Origin of the sequence: Pantoea agglomerans (assembly GCF_020149765.1) — a bacterium.
Lineage (GTDB): Bacteria > Pseudomonadota > Gammaproteobacteria > Enterobacterales > Enterobacteriaceae > Pantoea > Pantoea alvi.
Genome location: NZ_CP083809.1, coordinates 3,902,860 through 3,928,819, shown reverse-complemented (window position 1 = coordinate 3,928,819; position 25,960 = coordinate 3,902,860). Strand labels below are relative to the sequence as shown.

Sequence of the window (25,960 nt, the reverse complement as noted above, 5' to 3'; positions counted from 1 at the left end):
ACTGTGCAGCCTCGTGAAAGATCTGTCCGAGCCCGCTCAGATTCTTCCTGTTCGCCAGACAATCGTTATGTCCTGGCGCTAATGCAGCGAACTCTTCCGCGTTGCGATAGTCACAATAGCGTTCAACATCGTGCTTAAGTCCCGGGAAACCCCTTTAAGATGAATTATATTAAGACCATAACCCAGCAAAAGCTGTCGCTGCTGCTGGCGTTATACATCGGCATCTTGCTTAATTTGCCGATTTTCTACCGTCGTTTTGACGGCTTTCTCACTAAATCCACCCTGACTAACTGGCTGACGGCTGCTACTGAAGTGATGGCGATCGTCGTGCTGACCTTTTTCCTGATGCGTCTGCTGTCGCTGGGCGGCAAACGACTCTATCGCGTGCTGGCAACGCTGCTGGTGCTGGTTTCCGTCGCGGCGGCCTACTATATGGCCTTTTTCAACGTGGTGATCGGCTACGGCATCGTCGCCTCGGTGATGACTACCGACGTCGACCTGTCGAAAGAGGTAGTCGGCCTGCATTTCGTGCTCTGGATGGTCGGCGTCAGCGCGCTGCCGCTGCTGATGATCTGGCGTAATAACCTTAGCCAGACGCTGATAGAGCAGCTGCGCACGCCGGGACAGCGCCTTAAGCCTGCTTTGATGATGCTGCTGTGCGTGGCGCTGGTGTGGCTGCCGATCCGCTATTTCGACAAGCTGCAGAAGGCCAATGAAGAGCTTACCAATATCGATCTGCCGAGCTACGGCGGCGTGGTGGCGCACTCTTATCTGCCGTCGAACTGGCTGGCGGCGGTAGGGCTGTTTGCCTGGACGCGCATCGATGAGACGCTGGACAGCCAGGAGCTGCTCGATCCGGCGAAGAAGTTTACCTATGTCGCGCCGCCGGGCATTGATGATACCTATGTGGTGTTTGTGATTGGCGAGACTACGCGCTGGGATCATATGGGCATGCTCGGCTACGATCGCGATACTACGCCGAAGCTTTCCAAAGAGAAAAACCTGGTGGCGTTCCGCGGCGAGTCGTGCGATACCGCCACCAAGCTGTCGCTGCGCTGTATGTTCGTGCGCGAGGGCGGCACCGAGGATAATCCGGGACGCACGCTGAAAGAGAAGAATATTTTTGCCGTGATGAAGGAGCTGGGCTTTTCGTCCGAGCTGTTCGCCATGCAGAGCGAGGTCTGGTTTTACGATAATGCGGAGGTCGATAATTTCGCTTTCCGCGAGCAGATTGGCTCAGAGCCGCGCAACGCCGGCAAGTCGGTTGACGATATGCTGCTGGTGCCGGAGCTGAAGGCGTCGCTGGATCGTTATCCGCACGGCAAGCATCTGGTGGTGCTGCATACCAAAGGTTCGCACTATCTCTATTCGCAGCGCTATCCGCGCAGTTTCGCGCGCTATCAGCCGGAGTGTATGGGCGTCGATGAGACCTGCAGCAAGGCGCAGCTGATTAACGCCTACGATAACTCGATTCTTTACGTCGATAGCATGCTGGACAGCGTGTTCGATCAGCTGCGCGACAAGAAAGCGATTGTGTTTTACGCTGCCGACCACGGCGAGTCGATTAGCGAGAATATGCATCTGCACGGTACGCCGCGCGAGCTGGCGCCGCCGGAGCAGTTCCGCGTGCCGATGATGGTGTGGGCGTCAGATAAGTATCTGGCTGATGCCAGCAACCGCGCTAATTTCGAGCGTCTGCAGGCGCAGCAGCGCGTCGGCAAGACGCATCGTCACGTTGAGCTGTTCGATACGATTCTGGGCTGTCTGGGCTACAGTTCGCCGAACGGCGGTATTAAGGCGGCGAATAACTGGTGTCAGGCACCGGTCTCATCGCACAGTGACGCGCGGGATGTGACTGAGAAGCACCAGAATTTTGGCGGGCAGGCTGCTTTCCAGGCGAACGCGGCTAAACCACTAAAAAGCGGTTGACGCTGGCAATTGGGCGCAGTAACATGCGCCCCCATCGGTGAGTGGCGCAGCCTGGTAGCGCACTTCGTTCGGGACGAAGGGGTCGGAGGTTCGAATCCTCTCTCACCGACCAGATTTAAGAAACCTGCTTGAAAAAGCAGGTTTTTTTTCGTCTGTAGAAAAGAGGATGAGAACCTCCGAAGGAGGTTTGCGCCGAGCGTAGCGAGACAACGTTGCGCAGCAACGGCCCGAAGGGCGCTTATCGAAGATAAGCGTTATCCTCTCTCACCGACCAGATTTAAGAAACCTGCTTGAAAAAGCAGGTTTTTTTTCGTCTGTAGAAAAGGGTACTGCTTTTTTAAAAAGACGCTGTGGGGCAGGTGCTTACGCGGATGGCATGGACGGATCGCAAAGTCGCTGTACGCATCCCTGCGCGCTCGGCCCGCGACATCCTTGTCGCGGGACGCTTTGCTCTTCCGTCCATACCATCCTCGTTTAAGCGCTGGTGCGGTCTGTTTGAACAGGGGCTCACGACTTTTGCTGTTGCGTCCGAGCTATCTGCGTTTAAGCGCTGGTGCGGTCTGTTTGGAAATATGTTTAATGCGGCCTGTTTGCACTTGTTTTATTGTCACTCTTTTAATGGCTGAATGCGTAATCTAGTAAAAAACGGGCGCGGCCAGATTCGTTGTTCGCATAAGTTTTTGTGAGGCGTTAACAGCGAGCGTTGAAGAATTTCGCTGCCTGTTTTTCAGGAGAATATCGGCACTGTTAGTTTTGGATTTTTTCCCGCAGGTTTATAACAAACCCGATGAAATCCCTCTTTGCCGCCGCTCAGGCCTGGTGAATCTGATTATTATCCCTTTTGACGCGCCAGCGCGCGCCGCGTCTGGCCCAGACGCTTATTTTGCATCGCGTTTTTCTTATGACCTTTTTTATCGTCATGTCGATTTCTTATAGCTGTATCCCAGCATTTTCCACTACCTGGACGCGATAACGCACGCTAAATCGTTCAGTTATTCAACATTTATCGCGCAAGTGCCGGTGTTTTTTAGCGGTGATAATCACTGGCAATTATCGTTCGTCTTAGCGAGATATATGGTCTGGTGAGCAAAAACGCTGTGCAATATGCGGCAATTAACCGTGAAGGCTTTTTTTTACCGTTGCTTGCTATTCCTCACACTCTGTGTAAATAACTCGCGGCTGTATTGACGTTCATTGCAACTGTTGACAAATTGATGCGTCAATAAAGTTGCAGAAGCGGCGTGATCCGGCAGTTTCCACGGCGTCGGAAAAACACAACAAGAACGCTCCGCACTTTCGACCACGTCAGTGGTCTGCCTGAACCGCATAAAAAAAACAGAGGTCGGGCAATACACACAACAACACATCACAATGGAGCAAAAGCATGATCAACTCCCTGGCCAAATCCAGGATGCTGAAGGTCGGTCTGAGCCTGATTGCTATGACCGTCGCCGCAGGTGTTCAGGCAAAAACCCTCGTTTACTGTTCAGAAGGCTCGCCGGAAGGCTTTAACCCGCAGCTGTTCACCTCTGGCACCACCTATGACGCCAGCTCCGTACCGATCTATAACCGCCTGGTTGAGTTCAAAACGGGCACCACCGAGCTGCAGCCTGGCCTGGCGGAGAAGTGGGACGTCAGCGATGACGGCAAAACCTACACTTTCCACCTGCGCAAAGGCGTGAAGTGGCAGACCACCAAAGAGTTTAAGCCGACGCGCGAATTCAACGCCGACGACGTCGTCTTCTCGTTTGAGCGCCAGCTGGATAAAAACAACAGCTTCCACAACGTTTCTGGCGGCAGCTACGAATATTTCGAAGGCATGGACATGCCGAAGCTGATCGGCAAAATCGAGAAGGTAGACGACTATACCGTGCGCTTTACGCTGACGCGTCCGGAAGCGCCGTTCCTTGCCGACCTCGGCATGGATTTCGCGTCGATTCTGTCGAAAGAGTATGCGGACAAGATGCAGAAAGCCGGCACGCCGGAGAAGCTCGACCTGAACCCGGTCGGCACCGGTCCGTTCGTACTGCAGCAGTACCAGAAAGACTCGCGCATTCTGTATAAGGCTAACCCCGATTTCTGGGGCACTAAGCCGAAAATCGATCGTCTGGTCTTCTCTATCACGCCGGATGCTTCCGTGCGTTACGCCAAGCTGCAGAAGGGCGAGTGCCAGGTGATGCCGTACCCGAACCCGGCCGACATCGCCAGCATGAAGAAAGACACCAAAATCAATCTGATGGAACAGCCCGGGCTGAACGTTGGCTACCTCTCGTTTAACACCGAGAAGAAGCCGATGGATAACGTCAAGGTCCGTCAGGCGCTGACCATGGCGGTGAACAAGCAAGCCATTATTGATGCCGTTTATCAGGGCGCAGGCCAGGCCGCGAAGAACCTGATCCCACCCACCATGTGGGGCTATAACGACGCTATCAAGGATTACGCTTACGATCCGGAAAAAGCCAAAGCGCTGCTGAAAGAAGCGGGTCTGCCGGACGGTTTCTCCATCGACCTGTGGGCGATGCCGGTTCAGCGTCCTTACAACCCGAACGCGCGCCGCATGGCCGAAATGGTTCAGGCTGACTGGGCGAAAATCGGCGTGAAAGCCAAAATCGTTACCTACGAGTGGGGTGAATACCTGAAGCGCGCGAAAGCGGGCGAACACCAGTCGGTGATGATGGGCTGGACCGGCGACAACGGGGATCCGGACAACTTCTTCGCCACGCTGTTTAGCTGCGCGGCGGCAAAAGATGGCTCCAACTACTCGCGCTGGTGCTATAAGCCGTTTGAAGATCTGATCCAGCCGGCGCGTGCGGAGCCAGACCACAATAAACGTATCGAGCTTTATAAGCAGGCGCAGGTGGTGATGCATGACCAGGCGCCGGCGCTGATTATCGCGCACTCTACGGTATATGAGCCGGTGAGCAAAAAAGTCTCTGGCTACGTGGTCGATCCGTTAGGTAAACACCATTTCGAAAACGTCGATATCCAGGAATAATTCCTGCGGTGCGGGCCGACCTGTTCGGCCCCTGAGCGGGCGCTTGCCCGCTCGGTCGACGCGCATTTTCGGCTAACTTCTTCGAATAAAACCCAACATCTTCGCGCTGCAGGAAAGCGGCGAGCCGACCAGTCTCCGGCGTTTGCCGCGGTAGACGTCGGGTCGGGGCCATCCGGCCTGCGCAGCGAATGATGACGGTTAACGCACTTTGCGTCGCGCCCGCGATTTTTCTCGGGAGCGCGTTGTGAGCAATAGATCCCGCGCCATCCGCGGCGGGAAAAGACTGAGAATCCGGCTTATGCTGCAGTTCATACTCCGACGTCTGGGACTTGTCATCCCGACATTTATCGGCATTACCCTGTTGACCTTCGCATTCGTGCATATGATCCCCGGCGATCCGGTGCTGATCATGGCGGGCGAGCGCGGGATCTCCCCGGAACGTCACGCCCAGCTGATGGCGGCCTTTGGCCTCGACCAGCCGCTGTGGAAGCAGTACGTTCACTACATTTACGGCGTGCTGCATGGCGATCTGGGCATTTCGCTCAAGAGCCGCATCCCGGTGTGGGATGAGTTTGTGCCGCGCTTTAAAGCCACGCTGGAGCTGGGCATCTGCGCCATGATCTTCGCCGTCGCCGTGGGCATCCCGGTGGGCGTTATCGCGGCGGTGAAGCGCGGCTCTGTCTTCGACCATACCGCGGTCGGCATCTCCCTGACCGGCTACTCCATGCCAATTTTCTGGTGGGGCATCATGCTGATTATGCTGGTGTCGGTGCAGCTTAACCTGACGCCGGTTTCCGGCCGCGTCAGCGATACCGTCTTCCTGGACGACAGCAATCCGCTCACCGGCTTTATGCTGATCGACACCTTCTTCTGGGGTGAGGCGGGCGACTTCAAGGATGCGGTAATGCATATGATCCTGCCCGCTATCGTGCTCGGCACCATTCCGCTGGCGGTGATTGTGCGTATGACGCGTTCGGCAATGCTGGAAGTGCTGGGCGAAGATTATATCCGCACCGCGCGCGCCAAAGGGCTGACGCGGATGCGCGTTATCATCGTCCATGCGCTGCGCAACGCCATGCTGCCGGTGGTCACGGTGATTGGTCTGCAGGTCGGCACGCTGCTGGCGGGCGCCATCCTGACGGAGACCATCTTCTCCTGGCCGGGCCTTGGTCGCTGGCTGATCGAAGCGCTGCAGCGTCGCGACTATCCGGTAGTGCAGGGCGGCGTGCTGCTCACTGCAGTGCTGATTATCCTGGTCAACCTGCTGGTTGATCTGCTGTACGGCGTGGTCAATCCGCGCATACGACACAAGAAATAAGGGGACGTCATGTCTGTTGTTGATCCCGCAAGCGTACCCGCTGCACCTAAGCCGATGACCCCCATCCAGGAGTTCTGGCACTATTTTAAACGCAATAAAGGCGCGGTCATTGGCCTGGTCTATGTGGTGCTGATGCTGCTGGTCGCCATTTTCGCCGGCGCGCTGGCGCCGCACGCGCCCGCAGAGCAGTTCCGCGATGCGCTGCTGCATCCGCCGGTCTGGCAGGAAGGCGGCAGCTGGAGCTATATCCTCGGTACCGACGACGTGGGCCGCGACGTGCTGTCGCGTCTGATGTACGGCGCGCGCCTGTCGCTGCTGGTGGGCTGCATGGTGGTAGTGCTGTCGCTGATCCTTGGCGTTGTGTTCGGCCTGCTGGCGGGCTACCTCGGCGGCGTGGTAGACGCCATTATCATGCGCGTCGTGGATATTATGCTGGCGCTGCCCAGCCTGCTGCTGGCGCTGGTGCTGGTAGCAATCTTCGGTCCGTCGATCGTTAACGCCTCTGTCGCGCTGACCTTTGTCGCCCTGCCGCACTATATTCGTCTTACCCGCGCCGCGGTGCTGGTCGAGGTGAACCGCGACTACGTCACCGCCTCCAGCGTGGCGGGCGCGGGCATGCTGCGTCAGATGTTCGTCAATATTCTGCCTAACTGTCTGGCGCCGCTGATCGTGCAGGCGTCGCTGGGCTTCTCCAACGCCATTCTCGATATGGCGGCGTTGGGCTTTCTCGGTATGGGTGCGCAGCCGCCGACGCCGGAGTGGGGCACCATGCTCTCCGACGTACTGCAGTATGCGCAAAGCGCCTGGTGGGTGGTGACCTTTCCTGGTCTGACCATTCTGCTCACCGTTCTGGCCTTTAACCTGATGGGCGATGGCTTACGCGACGCCCTCGACCCGAAACTCAAGCAGTAAGAGGCACCGAGATGGCGTTATTAAATGTAGATAAATTATCGGTGCATTTCGGCGACGATAAGACACCGTTCCGCGCGGTTGACCGCATCAGCTACCAGGTTGAGCAGGGTCAGGTCGTGGGCATCGTCGGCGAGTCCGGCTCGGGCAAATCGGTCAGTTCGCTGGCAATCATGGGCCTGATCGACTTTCCCGGCAAAGTGATGGCGGAAAAGCTGGAGTTCAACCAGCGCGACCTGAAACGCATCTCCGAGAAAGAGCGCCGCCAGCTGGTGGGCGCGGAAGTGGCGATGATTTTTCAGGATCCGATGACCAGCCTGAACCCCTGCTACACCGTCGGCTACCAGATCATGGAGGCGATTAAGGTGCATCAGGGCGGCAACCGCCGCACCCGTCGCCAGCGCGCTATCGATCTGCTGACGCAGGTCGGCATTCCCGATCCGGCATCGCGACTGGATGTCTATCCGCACCAGCTTTCGGGCGGTATGAGCCAGCGCGTGATGATCGCCATGGCGATCGCCTGTCGGCCTAAGCTGCTGATTGCCGACGAGCCGACCACGGCGCTGGACGTGACCATTCAGGCGCAGATTATCGAGCTGCTGCTTGAGCTGCAGCAGCAGGAGAACATGGCGCTGATCCTGATTACGCACGATCTGGCGCTGGTGGCGGAAGCCGCGCACCACATCATCGTGATGTATGCGGGTCAGGTAGTAGAGAGCGGCAGGGCAGGCGATATTTTCAAGGCGCCGCGTCATCCCTATACGCAGGCGCTGCTGCGCGCGCTGCCAGAGTTCGCCGCCGATAAGGCACGGCTGGCGTCGCTGCCGGGCGTGGTGCCGGGCAAATATGACCGGCCGCTCGGCTGTCTGCTGAATCCGCGCTGCCCCTACGCCACCGATCGCTGCCGTAAAGAAGAACCTGCCTTACGCGACATTCCGGGGCGTCAGTCCAAATGTCACTATCCGCTGGATGATGCCGGGAGACCGACCTATGAGTCTTGAGAATACCAGGCAGGATTACCTGCTGCAGGCGATTGACCTGAAAAAACACTATCCGGTGAAGAAAGGCCTGTTTGGCCAGGAGCGCCTGGTAAAAGCGCTGGACGGCGTCTCCTTTAATCTGGAGCGTGGTAAAACGCTGGCGGTGGTCGGCGAGTCCGGCTGCGGTAAATCGACGCTCGGCCGCCTGCTGACCATGATTGAAACGCCAACCGAAGGCCAGCTCTACTGGCACGGTCAGGATCTGCTGAAGCACGACCCGCAGGCGCAGAAGCTGCGCCGTCAGAAAATCCAGATCGTGTTCCAGAACCCCTACGGTTCACTTAATCCGCGCAAGAAAGTCAGCCAGATCCTTGAGGAGCCGCTGCTGATCAATACCGCGCTGAGCAAGGCGGAGCGGAGAGAGAAGACGCTGGAGATGATGGCGAAAGTCGGCCTGAAAACCGAGCATTACGACCGCTATCCGCATATGTTCTCCGGCGGCCAGCGTCAGCGTATCGCCATCGCGCGCGGGCTGATGCTGGAGCCCGATGTGCTGATCGCCGACGAACCGGTCTCAGCGCTCGACGTTTCCGTACGCGCGCAGGTGCTTAACCTGATGATGGATTTACAGCAGGAGATGGGGCTCTCTTACGTCTTTATCTCGCACGATCTCTCAGTGGTAGAGCATATTGCGGATGAGGTTATGGTGATGTACCTCGGCCGCTGCGTAGAGAAGGGCAGCAAAGAGGCGATCTTTAGCAATCCGCGCCATCCTTACACTCAGGCGCTGCTGTCAGCCACGCCGCGCCTCAATCCAGACGACCGACGCGAGCGCATCAAGCTGAACGGCGAGCTGCCCAGCCCGCTTAATCCGCCGCCGGGCTGCGCCTTTAACGCGCGCTGCCGTCGCCGCTTCGGCACCTGCGTGCAGCTACAGCCGAAGCTGAAGCGCTACGGCGAGCAGCAGATCGCCTGCTTCGCCGTCGACCAGGATGAGAACCAGCCGGTCGGCGCGGCGGAAGGCATCGTATAAAACAGAGGCTCCGTAAGGAGCCTTTTTACTGGCCACTCTTCACCCTGCCTGATAGATCCCCAGCCGCCACAACCCTGCCCGCCGTAAAAGATTATCGCCGCTGACGTGAGCGGCCGTAGCGACGCTTTCCCTGAAGCGCCAATGTGCCGTTAGCTCTGCATTAATAAAAAACGCAATAAAGCCTCAACAGGCAACTGGCTGCGATATAACAGGTTAAAGGGTAAATTTTATTATTGAACCTCACATGGCCGCTTATCTGTTTTAGTTAAGGTCAATTTATTAATTTATTGGTAAAGCTGATAAAAAAAGCGCTGGCGGCTTTTCAATTAATCATAAAGATAAAACTCTTTTGTTGAATGTGCGCTTTTTATAATCAGATTTTTCTCACTGAGCCTAAATGAATGTGATATATTCCTGGCAAAATTTTCCCTGAATGCAGGCCACGGCCCGATGAAAAACTATGACGATTTGCAGCGTTTCAAGGAAAAAACGCAAACGCTCGATATCGCCTTTAAAGATATGTCAGGCCAGCTGCAGCAACCCGCCGAAAATAGCCAGTGGGCGCTTATTCGTCAGCTGGCGAATGAAGACGCCTCTACGCCGTTCAGCGGCAGCCAGCGTATCGATCTGCCGCAGCCGCGGCCGCTGCGCGGCGATGAGTTTCACGCGCCGGCGACCTCGCCGCTGATGCGCCAGCCGGCGGCTGCGCTGCCCGCCGCGCGCGGCAGCATTCTCGACAGCCTGACGGACCGCGCGCCTGCCGCTGCGGCGCGCCGTTCTTCGCTCTTTCCGGCACCCCCTGAAGCCGCGCCGCGGCCCGCCGCCGCGCCGGTTTCTATTGCGCCCGTTCAGGCGCCTGGCCTGTCCGCCGCGCCGGTTTCCATTGCGCCCGCTCAGGCGCCTGGCCTGTCCGCTGCGCCGGTTTCCATTGCGCCCGTTCAGGCGCTTCGCCCGCCGTTAGCCGCGCCTGCGCCGCGCTTTGGCGGCCTGTTCCGCGCGCGCCACAGCGAGCCGGCCAGCCTGCCGAAAGAGACCCTGCTCAAACCGTTACTGGAGAAGATTGCGCTATGCCGTTAGTTTGTGTGTGCTCGCCGAAAGGGGGAGTCGGAAAAACCACGCTGGCGGCCAATCTGGCCTGGGGATTAGCGCGGTCGGGCAGCAAGGTATTAGCGATCGATTTTGACGTGCAGAACGCCCTGCGTCTGCACTTCGGCGTGCCCCTTAACGATGGCCGCGGCTTTGTCGCGCGCTCGGAAGAGCAGGCGGACTGGAGCCAGTCGATCCTCACCACCGGCGGCAATATTTTCGTTCTGCCCTACGGCGAAGTGACCGAGCCGCAGCGTGAACGCTTTGAAGAGAACCTGGCGAAAGATCCCCATTTCCTGCGGCGCGGGCTGGATACGGTGCTGAACTATCCCGGCCTGGTGATCGTCGCCGACTTTCCGCCCGGCCCCGGCCCGGCGCTAAAAGCGATGAGCGCGCTGGCGGAAATGCATCTGGTGGTTATGCTGGCCGATACCGCCTCGGTTTCGCTGCTACCGCAAATTGAAAATAACCGCATGATTGGCCAGCCGCTGAATAATCAGCTGGGGCACTTCTTCGTGCTGAACCAGAGCGACAACCGCCGCAATATCAGCCGCGACGTCACCGCCTTTATGCAGCAGCGGCTGGGCGATAATTTACTGGGCGTGGTGCACCGCGATGAGAGCGTGGCGGAAGCCAACGCCTCACAGCAGTCGGTCTACGATTTCAGCCCCGCGTCCGCCGCCGCGTTCGATATTGAACTGATCGGAAAACGCGTGGCGAATATCCTTAATATTTCCGTCGGCAACGGTGAAGTTCAGGCACCAATCCGCAGCAGCCACTATTAATTCCCTGGCGTTGCCAGGCTATAAAAAACAGCGCTTTTCCCAGGGTGAATCATGAATAAAATCGGGTTTTACCTGTTGCTGCTGGTGCTTGCACCAGTGGCAGCGGTAATCGTCATTACGCCGATGGACAGCCAGAAACAATATATATTTGGCTTAATCAGTATTTTAATGATGTTTTTACTGGGGATTATCAAGAGCCGTAAAATAACGGTAGTGATGGTTATTCTCTCCGCGCTGATGTCCACCCGATATATCTGGTGGCGCACCACGGAGACGCTCCATTTTAATTCCGAAACAGAGGCGATTCTCGGCATCGGCTTATATCTTGCCGAGCTTTATGTCTGGCTTATTTTAATTCTTGGCTTTCTGCAAACCACCTGGCCGCTGAAGCGCACCATTGAACCGCTGCCGGATGATGTCAGCCTGTGGCCGACCGTCGACGTCTACGTGCCGACCTATAACGAAAGCCTCGACGTGGTGCGCGATACGGTACTGGCGGCGCAGTGCATCGACTATCCGCGCGACAAGCTGAAGGTCTACCTGCTGGATGACGGCAAGCGGCCGGAGTTTGCGGTTTTCGCCGCCGACGTCGGCGTCGGCTACATTACGCGCGACGACAACAGCCACGCCAAAGCCGGCAACCTGAACCACGCAATGAAAATCACCAAAGGCGAGCTGATCTGCGTGTTTGACTGCGACCACGTCGCTACGCGCACTTTCCTGCAGGCCACCGTCGGCCCTTTTCTGACCGATCCTAAGCTGGCGCTGCTGCAGACGCCGCACTACTTCTACTCGCCCGATCCCTTTGAGCGCAACCTGCGCGCGGCGCGTACTATTCCCAACGAAGGCGCGCTGTTTTACGGCCCGGTGCAGCAGGGCAACGACAACTGGAACGCGACCTTTTTCTGCGGCTCCTGCGCGGTGATCCGTCGCGCGGCGCTGGAGGAGATCGGCGGCTTCGCGGTGGAAACGGTGACGGAAGATGCCCATACCGCGTTAAAAATGCAGCGTCGCGGCTGGGGCTCGGCGTTCCTGGCGATCCCGCTGGCGGCCGGTCTTGCTACCGAGCGTCTGGGCCTGCACGTGGTGCAGCGCACCCGCTGGGCGCGCGGCATGACGCAGATTTTCCGCGTCGACAATCCGCTGCTGGGACGCGGCCTCAAGTGGCAGCAGCGCCTCTGCTACCTCAACGCCATGCTGCATTTTCAGTTCGGCCTGCCGCGCGTGGTGTTCCTTACCGCGCCGCTCGCCTATCTGTTGTTCAATCTCAATATCATCCACTCGTCAGCGTCGCTGATCTTCGCCTATGTGCTGCCGCATCTGGTGATGTCGCTCTACGTCAATTCGCGCATGAACGGCCGCTTTCGCTACACCTTCTGGGGCGAAATCTACGAAACCGTGATGTGTTTCCACCTGGTGATCCCGACGCTGCTGACCCTGCTGTCGCCCAGGCACGGCAAGTTTAACGTCACCGACAAAGGAGGCCTGCTCGATCAGGGCTTCTTCGATTTTCATATTGTACGCCCGCACGTCATCGTGGCGGCGCTGCTGGCCATCGGCATCGCCGCAGGCGTGGTGCGCGCGGTGATGCACGACTACTTTGGCGTCGACCCTTACGTTATTGCCCTGAATGTCGGCTGGGCGCTCTTTAGCCTGATTATCCTGATGGCGGCGATTGCGGTGGCGCGCGAGACGCGGCAGGTGCGCAAGACCATCCGCATCGAAGTAGAGATCCCGGCGATTATCCACTACGCCAGCGGCATTTCATCGCGCACCCGCACCAGCGATCTCTCGATGGGCGGCGCGCAGCTGGATGCGCCGGATAACCGTCATGAAAGCGATGAGATTGAAGAGATCGATCTGCTGCTGCAGTTGGGTGCCATCACCATTCCGGTGAGCAAAATTTCCGGCGACGACAAGTCGATTCGCCTGCGCTTCGCCGCGATGCCGCTGGCGCGTCGGCGCGAGCTGGTGCGCGTGGTGCTGGCGCGTGCCGACGCCTGGCTTCAGCCGGAGTATAAAAAAGACAATGCGCTGCTGTCGCTGGGCACCATTATTCGCACCGTGTTCGAGCTGTTCTGGCTGACCTGGAAGGACCGACGCGGCAAAGGGCGCGCTGATGGCGCGGCAAAAGAGGATAGCGCAGCATGAAAATCCAGAATTACGCTCTGCTGGCGGCGGCGCTGTGGCTGAACGCCGGCTGGGCGGAGATGCCCGCTAACTCTGCCGCGCCGGTTAATAGCGCCGCGCCTGCTGCGCCGGAATCGGCTGTGCCTGCCGCGCCGGTTAATAGCGCCGCGCCTGCTGCGCCGGAGTCGGCTGTGCCTGCCGCGTCGGTTAATAGCGCCGCGTCCGCTGCGCCAGAGTTGGTTGCGCCTGCCGCGCCGGTTAATAGCGCCGCGCCTGCTGCGCCGGAGCCGTCTGTGCCTGCCGCGTCGGTTAATAGCGCCGCGTCCGCTGCGCCGGAATCGGCTGCGCCAGCCATCTCTGAATCGGCCACGTCTGCTGCACCGGAATCGGCTGCGCCCGCCGTGCCGGAGTCAGCCGCATCCTCAACCCAGCAGGAGGGCGCGCTGTCTGACCTGCCGCTGCCGTCGGGGCTGGATCAGGCCGATCCGCAGCTCTCGTCCGCCGCCTCTGCCGTGCCCTTTGTGCCGGGCCAGCCGATAGTGGCACCTGCGCCGCCCGTGGCGCTGAACCAGCCGATCAGCAGCACCATCTCTGTGGCGCAGATGGGCCAGCAGCAGGGCATTATCCTGAGCGGCGGCCAGCTGCAGTCCGGCATCGTTTTTACCCTGCCGGGCGATGAGGTCATCACCAACGCACACCTCAATCTGTCGCTGCGTGTCTCTCAGGCGCTGGCGGCGCGCAACACCTCGCTGCAGCTGATGCTCAACGGCCAGCCGCTCGGCACGCTGCCGCTTGGCGCCAGCGACAGCGACGTCAGCGACTATCAGCTGGAGATCCCCGCCGCGATGGTGGTGGCCAGCAATAACCTCAGCTTCAAAATTAACGATGCGGATAAGCTGCTGTGTGAGAAAGAGAGCGCGCAGAACTATCAGGTGACTATCCTGCCGAAAACCACGCTGAGCCTGGAAGGGCAGCAGCTGAATATTGGTACGCGCCTGCGCAACTTCCCGCGTCCGTTTATCGATCCGCTGCGCATGACGCCCGCGTCGGTCGCCATGGGCTTCGCCAGCAACGTCACGCCGGACACGATAACCGCCGCCGCGCTGGTGGCGTCGTGGCTCGGCATTCAGAGCGACTATCGCACCATCCGCTTCCCGGTATCGCGCGGCGAGCTGCCAGAGCAGAACGCCATTCTGTTCGGCCATCCGGGGGATCGTATCGGCACGCTGACCCTGCCGCAGGCGAGCGGCCCGCAGCTGACGCTGATAGATAACCCCAATAACCCGGTCTACAAACTGCTGCTGGTGACGGGGGAGGATGACGACCAGCTGCGTCAGGCGGCGCTGCGTCTCACCACGCAGCCGCTGAACACCGACGCCAGCAGCCTCGCCGTTCAGCCGCAGCCGCCTGTCAGCCGCCAGCTCTACGACGCGCCGCGCTGGATCAACACCAGCCGCCCGGTGCGCCTGAGCGAACTGCTGGACCCGAACCAGAACCTGACGTCGACCGGCCTGTGGCACGATGCGCTGCGCGTCAACTTCCGCGCCGCGCCGGACCTCTTTCTGTGGGACGGCGATACCGTGCCGGTAAACCTGAACTATCGCTTTCCTTCGGAAAGCTGGATCGACGAGAGCAGCTCGTTTCTTAACGTTATGCTGAACGACACCTTCCTGCGCAACCTCACGGTAAACAAAGTGGGTTTGCTTGAGCAGGCATGGCACCGTCTGGGCGGCGACGCCCGTCAGGAAGAGTATCAGCTGCATCTCGAGCCCTGGCTGATTTACGGCGACAACCAGCTATCGCTCTACTTCAATATCCGGCCAAAAGCGGACGCCCCATGCGGCGTGCTGCTTAACAACAACATTAAAAGCCGTATAGAAGAGGAGTCGTGGATCGACCTGAGCCACACGCGCCACTTCACGCTGCTGCCGAATCTCTCCTACTTTGTCGGCGCGTCGTTTCCCTTTACGCGGCTGGCGGACTTCAGCCAGACCACGCTGCTGATGCCGGAGAAGCCGAGCAACGCCGAAATCGCCACGCTGCTCGATCTGGCGGCGCGTGCGGGTAACGCCACCGGCGCGGCGCTGACGCAGAATCAGGTGATGTTCGGCCTGCCGAGCGGCGGCACGCATCTGGCGCGGCTGGCGAAAAGCGACGTGCTGGCGATCAGCACCACCGGCGACAGCCGTTTCAATCAGCAGATGCTGGCACACTCGCCGTTTGAGGCCAGCGGCGCCACCTTCGGCGTAAAAACGCCCTCGACCCTGGATAACGTGCGCAGCTGGCTAACCGGCGACTGGTATCGCCAGCCGCTGGACGCCGATCGCTACTTCTCTTCGAACGAGGCGTGGCGCGGCTTTATCAGCTATCGCTCGCCCTGGAATCGCGAGCGCACCGTCGTAATGACGGTGGCCACCAGCGATGAACAGCTGCTGCGGCTGCATGGCGATTTGAACTCGGCGCGCATTAACGCGGCGATCCGCGGCGATACTGCGATTATTACCGATGAAAACGGCATTCGCAGCTTCCGCGTTGGCCCGCAGTATCCGAGCGGCGAGATGCCCTGGTACATGATGGTGGTCTGGTACGCCAATCAGCATTCCGTGCTAATGGCGCTGGCGGCGCTGGTGCTTGCCGGGCTGGCGGGTATGGCGATATTCGCCATGCTGCAGCGCCATGCGCGGCGTCGACTCTCTTCGCACCACGCGCGCGAATCCGGTAAGAAGTCAGGATAAATATAATGAAAACAATGATAAGCACCGGTATTCGTCGCGCGCTGCTGCTGGGAGGCGCGCTATCGCTCTCGCAGCCGCTGCTGGCGGCGGAAAGCGCCAACCCGGCGCTGCAGGCGCTGTTCGATCAGGCGGCCTACTGGCATCAGAAAGCGCATGACGATTTAGCCCGATCCGCGCTGCAAAAAGTGTTGATGGTGGAGCCGAACAACGCTCAGGCGCTCTATCTGCTGGCGCTCTACTCGCAGCAGGGCGGCGACGTCGAAGGCGCGGCGCGCTACCGCCAGCAGCTGAGCAGCGTTTCGCCGCAGGATGCGCGCCTGAGCGAGCTGGATAACGCGCGCCAGATGCAGACAATCCCGCAGGCGCAGCTGGCGCTGGCACGTCAGCAGGCGCGCAGCGGCAATATCGCCGCGTCGCTGCAGACGTGGCGCAACACCTTTAACGGCAGCGAGCCGCCCGCCAGCGTGGCGGCGGAGTACTACCTGACGATGGCGGGTGACCGCACTCTGCTGCCGCAGGCGGTCGACGCCCTGCGCCAGTTTGCGGCAACGCATCCGCAGGATACCGGCGCCAGGCTGGCGCTGGGCAAAGCCCTGACCTATCAGGACGCAACGCGCCGCGAGGGTGTCGACCTGCTCGGCACGCTGGCGGACGGCAGCGCAGAGGCGGATCGCTCACTGCGCCAGGCGCTGCTCTGGCTTGGCCCGCAGCCGGATGACGCTGCGCGCTATCAGACCTGGCAGCAGCGCCATCCGCAGGACGCGGCGGTGATGGCGTACTACCGTAAAAATGTCGGCGGTGCCGAGAAGGGGGCAGGCTTTAGCGCCCTCAGCAGCGGCGACGTCAGCGGCGCGCAAAACAGCTTCGAGAAAGTGCTGAGCGCCAATCCGCAGGATGCTGACGCGCTGGCGGGCATGGGCTACGTCGCGCAGCGCGGCGGCCGCTACGACGAAGCGGCCGACTATCTGCAGCGCGCCGCCCAGCTTGGCGGTGAGCGAGGCGCTGAACGGCAGCAGCAGGCGAGCGACGCGCGCTTCTATGCGCAGCTGGCGGCGGCGCAGCAGGCGTTGAAAAACGGCGACAGCGCGCAGGCGCTCTCGCTCAGCGAGCCGCTGACCCAGGCGGAAGGTGAAAAAGGCACCGCCGCACAGCTGTTTCGCGCCGACGTGCTGCGCCGCAGCAATCAGTTCAGCGAGGCGGAGCGCGCCTATCGCGCCATTCTGCAACGCGATGCGGACAACCGCAGCGCGAAAGAGGGGCTGTTCTATGTGCTGCGCCAGCAAAACCGCGGCGGCGAGGCCAGTGCGCTGCTCCCGTCGCTGCCCGACAGCGTGCGTCAGAGCGTGGCGCCGCGCGCGAGCGGCGGCGGCAGCGACCCGATCCGTCAGCAGGCGAAGCGCGAACAGCAGGCGGGCAACGTCAGCGCGGCGATCGCCACGCTGCAGCAGGGCATTCAGCGCTATCCCAGCGACGGCTGGCTGCGCCTTGACCTGGCGCGCCTCTACCGCGCGCAGGGCGACACGCCGCAGGCCGCCAGCGTAATGCAGTTTTCGATGCGCGACGGCGCAGGCGTCGGCGAGCGCTACGCCGCCGCCATCAACGCCAGCGAAAGCGGCGGCTGGCAGCAGGCCAGCGCGCTGCTGGCGCGCATTCCCGCCAGCGCGCAGACGCGCGATATGCGCGAGCTGGCGCAGCGCGTTAACTTCAATCTGCAGATGGCCACCGCCGATCGCTATCTGGCGCAGGGCGCGAACGCCGCCGCCGCCAATACGCTAAGAGCGCTGGCGCAGACGCCTCCGGCGAACCCGGCTGATGCTGGCAGTCTGGCGCAAAAGCTCGCCAGATCGGGCGACGTTGCGACCGCCGTCGCTATCGTGCGCGGCAATATGCAGCGCGGCGTGCAGGGCAACGCAGGCGACTACGCGGCGCAGGTTGCCGTGCTGAACCAGGCGGGGCTGGCCAGTGAAGCGCAGCGCTTCCTCGACGCGCCAGAGCTGCAGGCGCGCAGTACGCCGACGCAGCTGGCGGGCATTCGCAACGGCTACGTTATCAACGAGGTGGATCGCCTGCGCGAACAGAAGCAGTACGCCGCCGCCTATGACAAGCTGATCGGCGCGCTGCAGCACGACCCGCAGAACCGCGACCTGATGTTCGCCATGGCGCGCCTCTATCAGGACGGCAAGATGAACAAAGAGGCGGGCGTGGTCTACGACTATCTGTTGACCCAGGACACCGCGACTCAGGACGCGCGCGTCGGCGCGATTAACGTGGCGCTGGCGCAGCACAATCTGCCGCGCGCCAACGATCTGACGCGCGGCCTGCAGGCGCAGCAGACACCAGAGCGCCTGCTGTTGCTGGCGCGCGTCGCCGATGCGAATGGCGATCGCGCTCAGGCGATAAGCTATCTGCGCAGCGCGCGCGGCCAGCTGACCGGCCTGCAGCACGCGCAGCAGGGCGAAACGCCGACCCTCGGTGGCCTGGCGCTGGCGGCCAATCCCTTTATCGATCGCAGCGCCTCGCCGGTGGGCCATACCTTCTCCAGCTACGGCAGAGTGCTGCCGTGGCAGCGTGCGCCGGCTGGCGACGCCAGCAGCGGCGACGGCGTCACCCTGGCGAACGGCATGAACCTGCCGCTGCAGCAGGCGCGCACGCTGCATCAGATCGACACCATGATGGACGGGCTGCAGGAGAAAACCAGCAGCTGGGCGCAGAGTCAGGTGCAGGTGCGCGCGCGTGACGGCGAGTCGGGCCTCAGCAAGCTGACCGAGGCGAAAGCGCCGTTGACCTTCTCAACCGTGCCCTTTGGCGACGCGCGCTTCGATTTTATGATGACGCCGGTTTCGCTCACGGCGGGCAGCGCGGCGGGCGACGCCTGGCGTCGCTTCGGCAGCAACGCTCTGGAGCAGGCTAAAGTAGCGGCCGCCGCCGGCGCGACAGTCGCCGACGTGCCGGATGCCTCCACCGATTCGCAGCACGCCTCGGGCGTGGAGCTGAACCTGGCGCTGAAAGGCGACAGCTATAAAATCGACCTCGGCAGTACGCCGCTGGGCCAGCATCTCAGCACGCTGGTGGGCGGCGTGCAGTGGTCGCCGAAACTCACCGACTTCCTGACGCTGATCCTCACCGGGGAGCGCCGCGCCATGACCGACAGCCTGCTCTCGTACGTTGGCGTACAGGACAAAGCGAGCGGCAAACGCTGGGGCAGCGTCACTAAAAACGGCGGCAACGCGCTGCTGAGCTATGACAACGGCGATGCGGGCTTCTACGTTGGCGGCGGTGCCTATAGCTATATCGGCGAGAACGTGGCGAGCAACGATAGCCTTAGCGCCACGGCGGGCGCTTACGTACGGCCTTTCCACAGCGACGATGGCGAACTGAAGGTTGGCATGAGCCTGTCATGGATGGATTTTTCGAAAAACCTCAGCTATTTCAGCTACGGTCAGGGCGGCTACTTCAGCCCGCAGAACTATACCGCGGTCTCTTTCCCGCTGGACTTTACGCGTAAGTTCGACGATCTGAGCGTGAAGATCGGCGGTTCGGTAGGTTATCAGTCCTACAGTCAGGATCGCAGCGCCCTTTTTCCGAACGATCCTGCCATGCAGTCGCAGATGGAGTCCTATGCAGCGAGCGGCGTAGTGAAGAGCGCCTGGTATAGCGGCGACAGTAAAAACGGCATCGGCTACAACCTGCACGCCGGCGCGGATTACAAGGTCAATAAAGCGGTCACGGTGGGCGGCCAGCTGGGCTACGACACCTTCGGCGACTACAGCGAAAGCAGGGCGCAGCTCTACTTCCGCTATCTGTTTGGAGATAACTAATGAGCGAGCATAGGGGCGCGGCAAGCCATACGCATCAGCCTGGCTGGTTCGATCTGGTCAGCGTAATGATTGAAGGCATGCTCGCCAACGCGGGCAAAGAAGAGGCGGAAGCGTTTCTCTACGGCATGGGCGATTCGCTGGCGGCGCGCTATCCTTTGCCTGATGCGCGCACCGTGCAGGATCTGGAGCGTGAAATGAATTTGCAGCTGGCCCGCTTTAGCTGGGGCTTTGTTCAGCTGCAGCCGCAGGATGCGGCGATTCTACTGAAGCATCATGCGCTGCCCGCGGGCGACGGCGCGCTGGATGCGCAAAGCTGGCAGTCGGCGCTGGCCGCCGTGCTGGCAGGACTTTATGGCGGCTGGCTGCGCGCGCAGGGCGGTGGCGCGGCGGTTTTGGTGACGCTGGAGCTTAACGACGGCAATACGCTGCACTATCGGTACTAACGGAGCGACGAAATGACAAAGCCAGCCTGGCTCAGATGGATGATTTTTTTCATGGTGATGATGGTAAGCGCGCAGGCTTCGGCCGACGGCTGGAGCACCTTCAAAAGCCGTTTTTCCACCCCGGAAGGACGTATTGTCGACAACGCCAACAATAACGTCAGCCATACCGAAGGGCAGGGCTACGGCATGCTGCTGGCGGTGGCGAACGACGATCGCGCCACATTCGATAAGCTGTGGGGCTGGACGCGCCAGCATCTGCTGAACACGCAAAACGACCTTTTTTACTGGCGCTATATCCCCGACGCCGCCGAACCGGTAGCGGACAAGAATAACGCCTCCGACGGCGACGTGCTGATCGCCTGGGCGCTTCAGCGTGCGGCCGATAAGTGGTCGTCGCAGACCTATCAGCAGGCGTCGGATCGCATTCAGCGCGCTATCGTGAAGCACAACGTAGTGAGCTTTGCGGGGCGTACGGTGATGCTGCCGGGTGCTCAGGGGTTTAACAAAACCAGCTATGTAGTGCTCAACCCCTCCTATTTTATTTTCGAGGCCTGGCGCGACTTTGCCGAGCATAGCCATCTCAAGGTGTGGAACACCTTGATTAATGACGGGATGGATCTGCTGGGCGAGATGCATTTCGGCAAAACGGGCCTGCCCCTCGACTGGGTGGCGCTGAATGCCGATGGCTCGGTGGCGCCGGCGGTGGGCTACTCGAACCGCTTTAGCTATGACGCGGTGCGCATACCGCTTTATATCTGGTGGTACGACCCGCAGAGCCTGCGTCTGGTGCCGTTTCAGAACGTCTGGCAGCGCTACGGCCGCCTGACGACGCCGGCCTGGTTCGACGTGCTGGGCAACAGCAACGCGCCTTACAATCTCGACGGCGGCCTGCTGGCGATCCGCGATTTGACGCTGAATGAGACCGGCTATATCAGCGACCGGCTGGCGCCGGATCAGAACTATTTCTCCGCCAGTTTGCAGTTGCTGGTGTGGCAGGCGCTTCAGGAGAAGCGCTGACGGGAGAGGGGCTCACCGCGGCGAGCGGGCGCGTTTTGTCCACTACGCGGACGGGGGGTGGCTGCTGCGCAGGCGGATTCTGAGCGGGTTTTGTTCGGCTGGCGGGGTGGCTGCTGCGCAGGGGGCTCTGAGCGGGTTTCGTTCGGCTGGCGGGGTGGCTGCTGCGCAGGGGGCTCTGAGCGGGTTTCGTTCGGCTGGCGGGTTGGCTGCTGCGCAGGCGGCTCTGAGCGGGTTTCGTTCGGCTGGCGGGGTGGCTGCTGCGCAGGCGGCTCTGAGCGGGTTTCGTTCGGCTGGCGGGGTGGCTGCTGCGCAGGGGGCTCTGAGCGGGTTTCGTTCGGCTGCGGGTTGGCCGCTGCGCAGGCGGCTCTGAGCAGGTTTCGTTCGCCCGGCAGCCGGGCAGTTTCATTTCGCCCTCTGCGGGCGACCGAGCAGGGCCGCTAGGCGCCGGCCCTGCACCCGCGCCCCGGGCCAGCTCACCCGCCCGCTGCGCGGGTCCCTTCGCTCTGTCAGGATTTCTGACGGACCGCGCAGGACAGGCCGTCCTGGCCTGGCCCGCGCTTTCGGCGACGTCCTGTCGCCTCATCCTGAAATCCTTCCTCCGCTCAGCGGCTGCGATGGCCCCCACAATCCCCGCTGCACGTCCTGACTCTTAAAGGCGCGACCTTATCGCTGAAAGCGTGAACCTTGCATACAGACGACATAGTCGTTAATAAAACCGCAACCCTATCGCTGCAAGCGTGAAGCATGTATTCAGACGACACAGCCGTTAATAACAACCGCAACCTTATCGCTGTAAGCGTGAATCATGTATTCAGACGACACCGTCGTTAATAAAAACCGCAACCTTATCGCTGTAAGGGCGAACCCTGCATACAGACAACGCAGCCGTTAATAAAAAACAAGGAAATTACAGGCGGGGCAGTATCAGAGGCATCCGACACGCTGAGGCGCGCACGGCGGCCAGGACGAGCCGACAGGACGTCGGCGAGAGGGAGGGCCAGGCCAGGACGGCCTGTCCCGACCGGTCCGTGGGGCCGACGTAAGCAACGAAGGGACCGCGCGGAGCGTGGCGTGGAGGCTGCCGGAAGCCGGGATTGTTAAGGGGCTGGCGAGCCCCTTAACACGCACGCCGGCAGCGGAGCTGCTGAAACTCCCTGCCGCCTGGCGGGCGGAACCCGCTCAGAGCTGTTCGCGCAGCGAACCTAACCCCTGCGCAGCAGGCTCACACCCTCATCTACTGCGGATAGGCGACCCAGTCGCCGCCGTTCAGCCGGATCCAGGGCTTGCCCTGATACATCACCACCACGGCATTATCATTCTCCGACACTACCGGCGTCTGCGGCAGCTTATCCGCCAGCACCGACATATTCACATTCGGCGCGTTAAACACCTGTCCATCCACCACGCGGGAAACCAGCTCGGAAATCGCCAGCAGGCTGGTCGGCGTATCAATAGTCAGCGGCTGACCCTGATGCGGCGCTTTCATGCCAACAAACTTAATGCCCACCGGCACATGGGTAATGCTCGGACTCGGAATATCGCGCAGGCCGGACATCTGCATCTTGTCCCCCTGCAGCGCCGCGCCGTGCTCCGGCACCACCAGCACCATCACGCGTCGACCCGACTTCTCCAGGTTGGTGAGGAAGGCGTCGAGCTGGTCGAACAGCAGCTGCGCGCGCGGCTTCCACGGCGCGGTTTTGGTGCTGCCGAGATCGCGCGTGCCGTCATGCAGCGGGATCAGGTTATAGAAGGTGGCGCTGCGCGCGTCGCTGCTCTTGCTGCGGTCATCCAGCCAGCGCTGCATCAGCTGCGCATCTTTATATACCGGCGAGCCGTCGAACGAGGTCAGCTCCGACGCGATGCCTGCCTGCGACATCAGCGGCGCCTGAAGATTGCCGTCGTTGCGCAGCTCTTTGAGATAGTTACCAAACACGCCGGTGTGGTCCATCATCAGCTGCTCTTTGAAACCCAGCTTCGCCAGGTTATCAAACAGATAGCAGCGCGCATCGGTCGGCTTATAGAGATCGCTGTGCGACGTCTGGCCGCAGCTGGCGCGCAGCAGACGGATCCCCGCCGGACCGCTGTAGCCGGTAGCGGAGTTGTAGTTGTTCAGCACGATATCGAAGTGCTGCCACAGCGGATGGCTGCGCAGCTGCGAGACGTCGATATCCGACCAGGCGAGCGAACAGATATTCACCACCAGAATATCGAAGGGCTGCGAATCCGCAGGCAGGCTGTCGGGAAAACGGGTCACGCGCTTGCGTTCGCTGTCGTAAAAACGGTTCAGCCAGGCGGTCAGGTTGGCGCTGGTGGGCGGCGCCGACTGATCGAGACCGTCCGGCGCGCTGGCCGCCGGGCTCTGTCCGGCCGCGGGCGTCTGATTCAGCACCACCTCCGGCGTAGCGGATTTAGTCGGCAGCAGCGACAGCGCAGGACCGGCGATGGTCAGCACGTTAAGCCAGATCAGCATCAGCGAAACCAGCACCGTCACGCGGATCCACTGCGACACAAACAGATAGAGCACCAGCAGCGCAAAGGCGGCGCCGACCATCTGCCAGTTGATAAAGCGGTTAACCAGATCGAGCAGATAAGCGCCGGAGAAACCCGCTACCTGGTTGCCCTGACTGAGAATGCTCTCCAGTCCCGGCAGCCAGGTGTCATGCCAGAACAGACCGAAGCCGATGGGAATTGAAATCCAGCTGCGCAGGCGGTGCAGACGCGGGGAGGGCAGCGGGAACAGCAGCCAGGCCAGGAACACCAGATTGCTCAGGGCGTGGAAATTGAGATAGCCGTACCACAGCAGGCCGAACTTGAGCAGAAAGTAGAAGTTCCAGCCGCCCAGTCCGCGCCAGTAAGACCACAGGCGAGAAGAGTGGGCAGAAGTGGGTTGATCGTTATTCATTAATGATTTGCATCCTTTTTCGAGGACTTACGCTGCCAGTGACCTTCAGACTTTAGCGCACGCGCGGGCAGCAGGCGATTCAATATGCCGTTCCAGCGGCTCGGCAGCCATTGCCGATATAACGGCTTTAAAAACAGTAAAATAACTAAGGCCAGCAGCGCAATCTGCACCCAGTCCATCAGGTTCATCAGCTTTTCATCTCCGGCAGTAATGTAATCGGCTGCGGCGCGCTGCGTTCGCGCGTTTCAACCGGTTCCTCTGCAATCTGCGCGGGCTGAGTCTGCGGCGCGATATCCTGCAGCGCATTTGGCGTCAGGTTCTTGATATTATTGATTTCAGCGAGAATTTGATTGTCCTCAAACCAGACCATCCGGTTAGCAAAAATCTCGTCGTGCGGCAGCGAAAAGATAAATTTCAGCGCCGTATCGAGATCGTTATAGCGGCAGGAAGAGAGAAACAGGATGACGCGATCGTCCAGCACCGTTACCAGATCGCCGAAGCGACGCGGCTTGCACAGCGTCAGAATCTGCTGCGGTCGCAGCTGTGGCACCGGGCGCAGCGCCACCAGCAGACCTTTGTCATTGTCCGGCAGCAGGGTGTTGCCGATCAGCTGTCCCACCGCCTGACAGAAGGCGTCGAGGCGCAAATAGCCTTTCTCCTGCAGCGGCTGCAGCGCGGCGGTCAGCGCATCCAGGTTAGCGGGCACGCGGCGGTTGAAGACCTGGCCCTGCAGGCCCTCCAGCGTGGTCAGGAAACGCGACATGGTGGCGCTGGCGGAGACGATGGCGCTAACGCCGCACGCCAGCAGCAGACGTTCGTCGCTGTAGCGCAGGCTGGTGCCCATTTCGCGCACCACGATTTTTAAACCGTTGCCGCGCGCGCGGCGCAGGCTGTGCACCATTTTCGCCAGCTCGCCGATCAGGTCGCTGCGGGTCAGGCTGAAAATCACCGTTGCGGCGCTCGCCTGCTGGGCGCGGAAAAAGACCTGTTCGTTATCATCAAACAGCTGCCACTGACGCGAAAGCGGCGGCGCACCCTCCAGCACTATTTTATCGGCAAGATAATGTTGCTCGTCGTTTAAGCTGAGCGGCTCCTGCTTTTCATTTTCATTGACGGCATAAAAGCGATCGTCTTTGCAGTCAAGACGAATGGCGCGGTCGGCGAGCAGCCGATCGGTGGTGTACCACCAGTTAATTCGATATTGCCAGCTATCCTGTTGAAAAGCTAAATGAGCCAGGCCATCAAGCTGGCGAAAATAACGCTGAAGATTATTGCGCAGGTTAATTATTGTTGCGCCGGAGGTAACCATTAAAAGCGTCATCTGCTTTTTAATCAGCACCCGCCGCATGCGCTTTATCCACGAGGTTAACTCTGCGTCGTCGAGTTTATCCCACTGCGCCGCGCTGCTGTTAAAAATCACCAGCCCGTTTTTACTGCCGAGCTTACGGGAAAAATCGCTCTCCAGACGCAGCAGGCTGCTTTTGTTTTTAGGCAATGAAAACAGCGGGATACGATCGGGCCCGCCCGCAGGGTCCGGCGTCAGAAGATCGCGCGGCTTTTCATCTGCGCTGATAAGGGTGACGGATTGCTGCGCCAGAATCGCCTGACGGATAAAAGCGCGTGCATCTTCCTGACGCGCGCAGGTTACCCAATAACAGCCGGGCGTTTGCAATACCGTTAATTCAGGCTGAACCTGTAACAGCCCCAGCGCAAAGGAATTTTTCATGTTGAATTCGCGATTTGTTCAGTCCAGGCTAGCTTATTATAGACAGGGCAGGATGCAACCTGAGAAATTTAAAAATACGTTATGACAGACGGGTTCGCATTGATCTATCATCGCGCCGATTCAGGCGATGTCGAGTTAACGCCTGCGTAAATAT

Annotated in this window: 16 protein-coding genes, 1 tRNA gene, 1 other RNA gene and 1 pseudogene; 16 read left to right on the top strand and 3 right to left on the bottom strand. The window is 60.3% G+C overall.

The annotated features are described in order from the left end of the window. Positions 1-159 precede the first annotated feature (159 nt). From eptB to LB453_RS21305, 16 genes and pseudogenes are all read left to right on the top strand, one after another. A pseudogene (gene eptB, locus LB453_RS21380) lies at positions 160-1,833 on the top strand (kdo(2)-lipid A phosphoethanolamine 7''-transferase); the annotation flags it as partial. Between the two features lie 131 nt (positions 1,834-1,964). Beyond that, a tRNA-Pro gene (locus tag LB453_RS21375) sits at positions 1,965-2,041 on the top strand. Between the two features lie 33 nt (positions 2,042-2,074). Then, a non-coding RNA gene (locus LB453_RS21370) (RtT sRNA) lies at positions 2,075-2,203 on the top strand. Positions 2,204-2,300: 97 nt separating this feature from the next. Continuing rightward, positions 2,301-2,555 (top strand): hypothetical protein, encoded by a 255-nt coding sequence (locus tag LB453_RS21365; RefSeq protein WP_146053866.1) that lies wholly within the window; start codon positions 2,301-2,303, stop codon positions 2,553-2,555. A gap of 758 nt (positions 2,556-3,313) precedes the next feature. Next, a complete protein-coding gene (dppA, locus tag LB453_RS21360; RefSeq protein ID WP_103797255.1) occupies positions 3,314-4,924 on the top strand; it encodes a dipeptide ABC transporter periplasmic-binding protein DppA in 1,611 nt (536 codons plus the stop codon). A 298-nt stretch (positions 4,925-5,222) separates the two neighbouring features. After that, positions 5,223-6,242, top strand: a complete 1,020-nt coding sequence (dppB, locus tag LB453_RS21355) for a dipeptide ABC transporter permease DppB (protein WP_103797254.1) — start codon at positions 5,223-5,225, stop codon at positions 6,240-6,242. 9 nt (positions 6,243-6,251) lie between these two features. After that, positions 6,252-7,154 (top strand): dipeptide ABC transporter permease DppC, encoded by a 903-nt coding sequence (gene dppC, locus LB453_RS21350; RefSeq protein WP_103797253.1) that lies wholly within the window; start codon positions 6,252-6,254, stop codon positions 7,152-7,154. Positions 7,155-7,165: 11 nt separating this feature from the next. After that, positions 7,166-8,152 carry a dipeptide ABC transporter ATP-binding protein gene (dppD, locus tag LB453_RS21345; RefSeq protein WP_103797252.1) on the top strand — a complete coding sequence of 329 codons (987 nt, stop codon included), beginning with the start codon at positions 7,166-7,168 and terminating at the stop codon, positions 8,150-8,152. Continuing rightward, positions 8,142-9,164, top strand: a complete 1,023-nt coding sequence (gene dppF / locus LB453_RS21340) for a dipeptide ABC transporter ATP-binding subunit DppF (protein WP_103797251.1) — start codon at positions 8,142-8,144, stop codon at positions 9,162-9,164. Before dppD ends, dppF begins: the two co-directional genes overlap by 11 nt. Before the next feature lie 450 nt (positions 9,165-9,614). Next, positions 9,615-10,241, top strand: coding sequence for a cellulose biosynthesis protein BcsO (gene bcsO / locus LB453_RS21335; RefSeq protein WP_103797250.1), 627 nt, complete (start codon positions 9,615-9,617; stop codon positions 10,239-10,241). Then, on the top strand, positions 10,232-11,035 hold the full coding sequence (gene bcsQ / locus LB453_RS21330) for a cellulose biosynthesis protein BcsQ (protein WP_224481571.1): 804 nt from the start codon (positions 10,232-10,234) through the stop codon (positions 11,033-11,035). Before bcsO ends, bcsQ begins: the two co-directional genes overlap by 10 nt. Before the next feature lie 51 nt (positions 11,036-11,086). Then, positions 11,087-13,186 carry a UDP-forming cellulose synthase catalytic subunit gene (gene bcsA / locus LB453_RS21325; protein WP_103797248.1) on the top strand — a complete coding sequence of 700 codons (2,100 nt, stop codon included), beginning with the start codon at positions 11,087-11,089 and terminating at the stop codon, positions 13,184-13,186. Next, positions 13,183-15,900: a cellulose biosynthesis cyclic di-GMP-binding regulatory protein BcsB gene (gene bcsB / locus LB453_RS21320; protein WP_103797247.1), complete on the top strand. Its 2,718-nt coding sequence runs from the start codon at positions 13,183-13,185 to the stop codon at positions 15,898-15,900. Before bcsA ends, bcsB begins: the two co-directional genes overlap by 4 nt. Before the next feature lie 5 nt (positions 15,901-15,905). After that, positions 15,906-19,718, top strand: a complete 3,813-nt coding sequence (locus tag LB453_RS21315) for a cellulose synthase subunit BcsC-related outer membrane protein (protein ID WP_411970180.1) — start codon at positions 15,906-15,908, stop codon at positions 19,716-19,718. Then, complete coding sequence (bcsD, locus tag LB453_RS21310; protein ID WP_103797245.1) at positions 19,718-20,161, top strand: cellulose biosynthesis protein BcsD; 444 nt, start codon at positions 19,718-19,720, stop codon at positions 20,159-20,161. Before LB453_RS21315 ends, bcsD begins: the two co-directional genes overlap by 1 nt. Before the next feature lie 12 nt (positions 20,162-20,173). Continuing rightward, positions 20,174-21,178 carry a glycosyl hydrolase family 8 gene (locus LB453_RS21305; protein ID WP_103797244.1) on the top strand — a complete coding sequence of 335 codons (1,005 nt, stop codon included), beginning with the start codon at positions 20,174-20,176 and terminating at the stop codon, positions 21,176-21,178. A gap of 1,234 nt (positions 21,179-22,412) precedes the next feature. Here the strand turns inward: LB453_RS21305 and bcsG are convergent. The 3 genes from bcsG to bcsE are packed head-to-tail and all read right to left on the bottom strand — an operon-like array spanning position 22,413 to position 25,806. Then, positions 22,413-24,080 carry a cellulose biosynthesis protein BcsG gene (gene bcsG, locus LB453_RS21300; protein WP_103797242.1) on the bottom strand — a complete coding sequence of 556 codons (1,668 nt, stop codon included), beginning with the start codon at positions 24,078-24,080 and terminating at the stop codon, positions 22,413-22,415. After that, on the bottom strand, positions 24,080-24,268 hold the full coding sequence (gene bcsF, locus LB453_RS21295; RefSeq protein ID WP_103797241.1) for a cellulose biosynthesis protein BcsF: 189 nt from the start codon (positions 24,266-24,268) through the stop codon (positions 24,080-24,082). The genes bcsG and bcsF overlap by 1 nt, the downstream gene beginning before the upstream one ends. After that, on the bottom strand, positions 24,268-25,806 hold the full coding sequence (gene bcsE / locus LB453_RS21290; RefSeq protein ID WP_103797240.1) for a cellulose biosynthesis protein BcsE: 1,539 nt from the start codon (positions 25,804-25,806) through the stop codon (positions 24,268-24,270). The genes bcsF and bcsE overlap by 1 nt, the downstream gene beginning before the upstream one ends. Positions 25,807-25,960: the final 154 nt, after the last annotated feature.

What these genes read in the sequence shown, in the direction of transcription:
- LB453_RS21365 (WP_146053866.1), top strand. Translation starts at nt 2,301, where the DNA reads ATGGCATGGACGGATCGCAAAGTCGCTGTACGCATCCCTGCGCGCTCG.
- dppA (WP_103797255.1), top strand. Translation starts at nt 3,314, where the DNA reads ATGATCAACTCCCTGGCCAAATCCAGGATGCTGAAGGTCGGTCTGAGC.
- dppB (WP_103797254.1), top strand. Translation starts at nt 5,223, where the DNA reads ATGCTGCAGTTCATACTCCGACGTCTGGGACTTGTCATCCCGACATTT.
- dppC (WP_103797253.1), top strand. Translation starts at nt 6,252, where the DNA reads ATGTCTGTTGTTGATCCCGCAAGCGTACCCGCTGCACCTAAGCCGATG.
- dppD (WP_103797252.1), top strand. Translation starts at nt 7,166, where the DNA reads ATGGCGTTATTAAATGTAGATAAATTATCGGTGCATTTCGGCGACGAT.
- dppF (WP_103797251.1), top strand. Translation starts at nt 8,142, where the DNA reads ATGAGTCTTGAGAATACCAGGCAGGATTACCTGCTGCAGGCGATTGAC.
- bcsO (WP_103797250.1), top strand. Translation starts at nt 9,615, where the DNA reads ATGAAAAACTATGACGATTTGCAGCGTTTCAAGGAAAAAACGCAAACG.
- bcsQ (WP_224481571.1), top strand. Translation starts at nt 10,232, where the DNA reads ATGCCGTTAGTTTGTGTGTGCTCGCCGAAAGGGGGAGTCGGAAAAACC.
- bcsA (WP_103797248.1), top strand. Translation starts at nt 11,087, where the DNA reads ATGAATAAAATCGGGTTTTACCTGTTGCTGCTGGTGCTTGCACCAGTG.
- bcsB (WP_103797247.1), top strand. Translation starts at nt 13,183, where the DNA reads ATGAAAATCCAGAATTACGCTCTGCTGGCGGCGGCGCTGTGGCTGAAC.
- LB453_RS21315 (WP_411970180.1), top strand. Translation starts at nt 15,906, where the DNA reads ATGAAAACAATGATAAGCACCGGTATTCGTCGCGCGCTGCTGCTGGGA.
- bcsD (WP_103797245.1), top strand. Translation starts at nt 19,718, where the DNA reads ATGAGCGAGCATAGGGGCGCGGCAAGCCATACGCATCAGCCTGGCTGG.
- LB453_RS21305 (WP_103797244.1), top strand. Translation starts at nt 20,174, where the DNA reads ATGACAAAGCCAGCCTGGCTCAGATGGATGATTTTTTTCATGGTGATG.
- bcsG (WP_103797242.1), bottom strand. Translation starts at nt 24,080, where the DNA reads ATGAATAACGATCAACCCACTTCTGCCCACTCTTCTCGCCTGTGGTCT.
- bcsF (WP_103797241.1), bottom strand. Translation starts at nt 24,268, where the DNA reads ATGAACCTGATGGACTGGGTGCAGATTGCGCTGCTGGCCTTAGTTATT.
- bcsE (WP_103797240.1), bottom strand. Translation starts at nt 25,806, where the DNA reads ATGAAAAATTCCTTTGCGCTGGGGCTGTTACAGGTTCAGCCTGAATTA.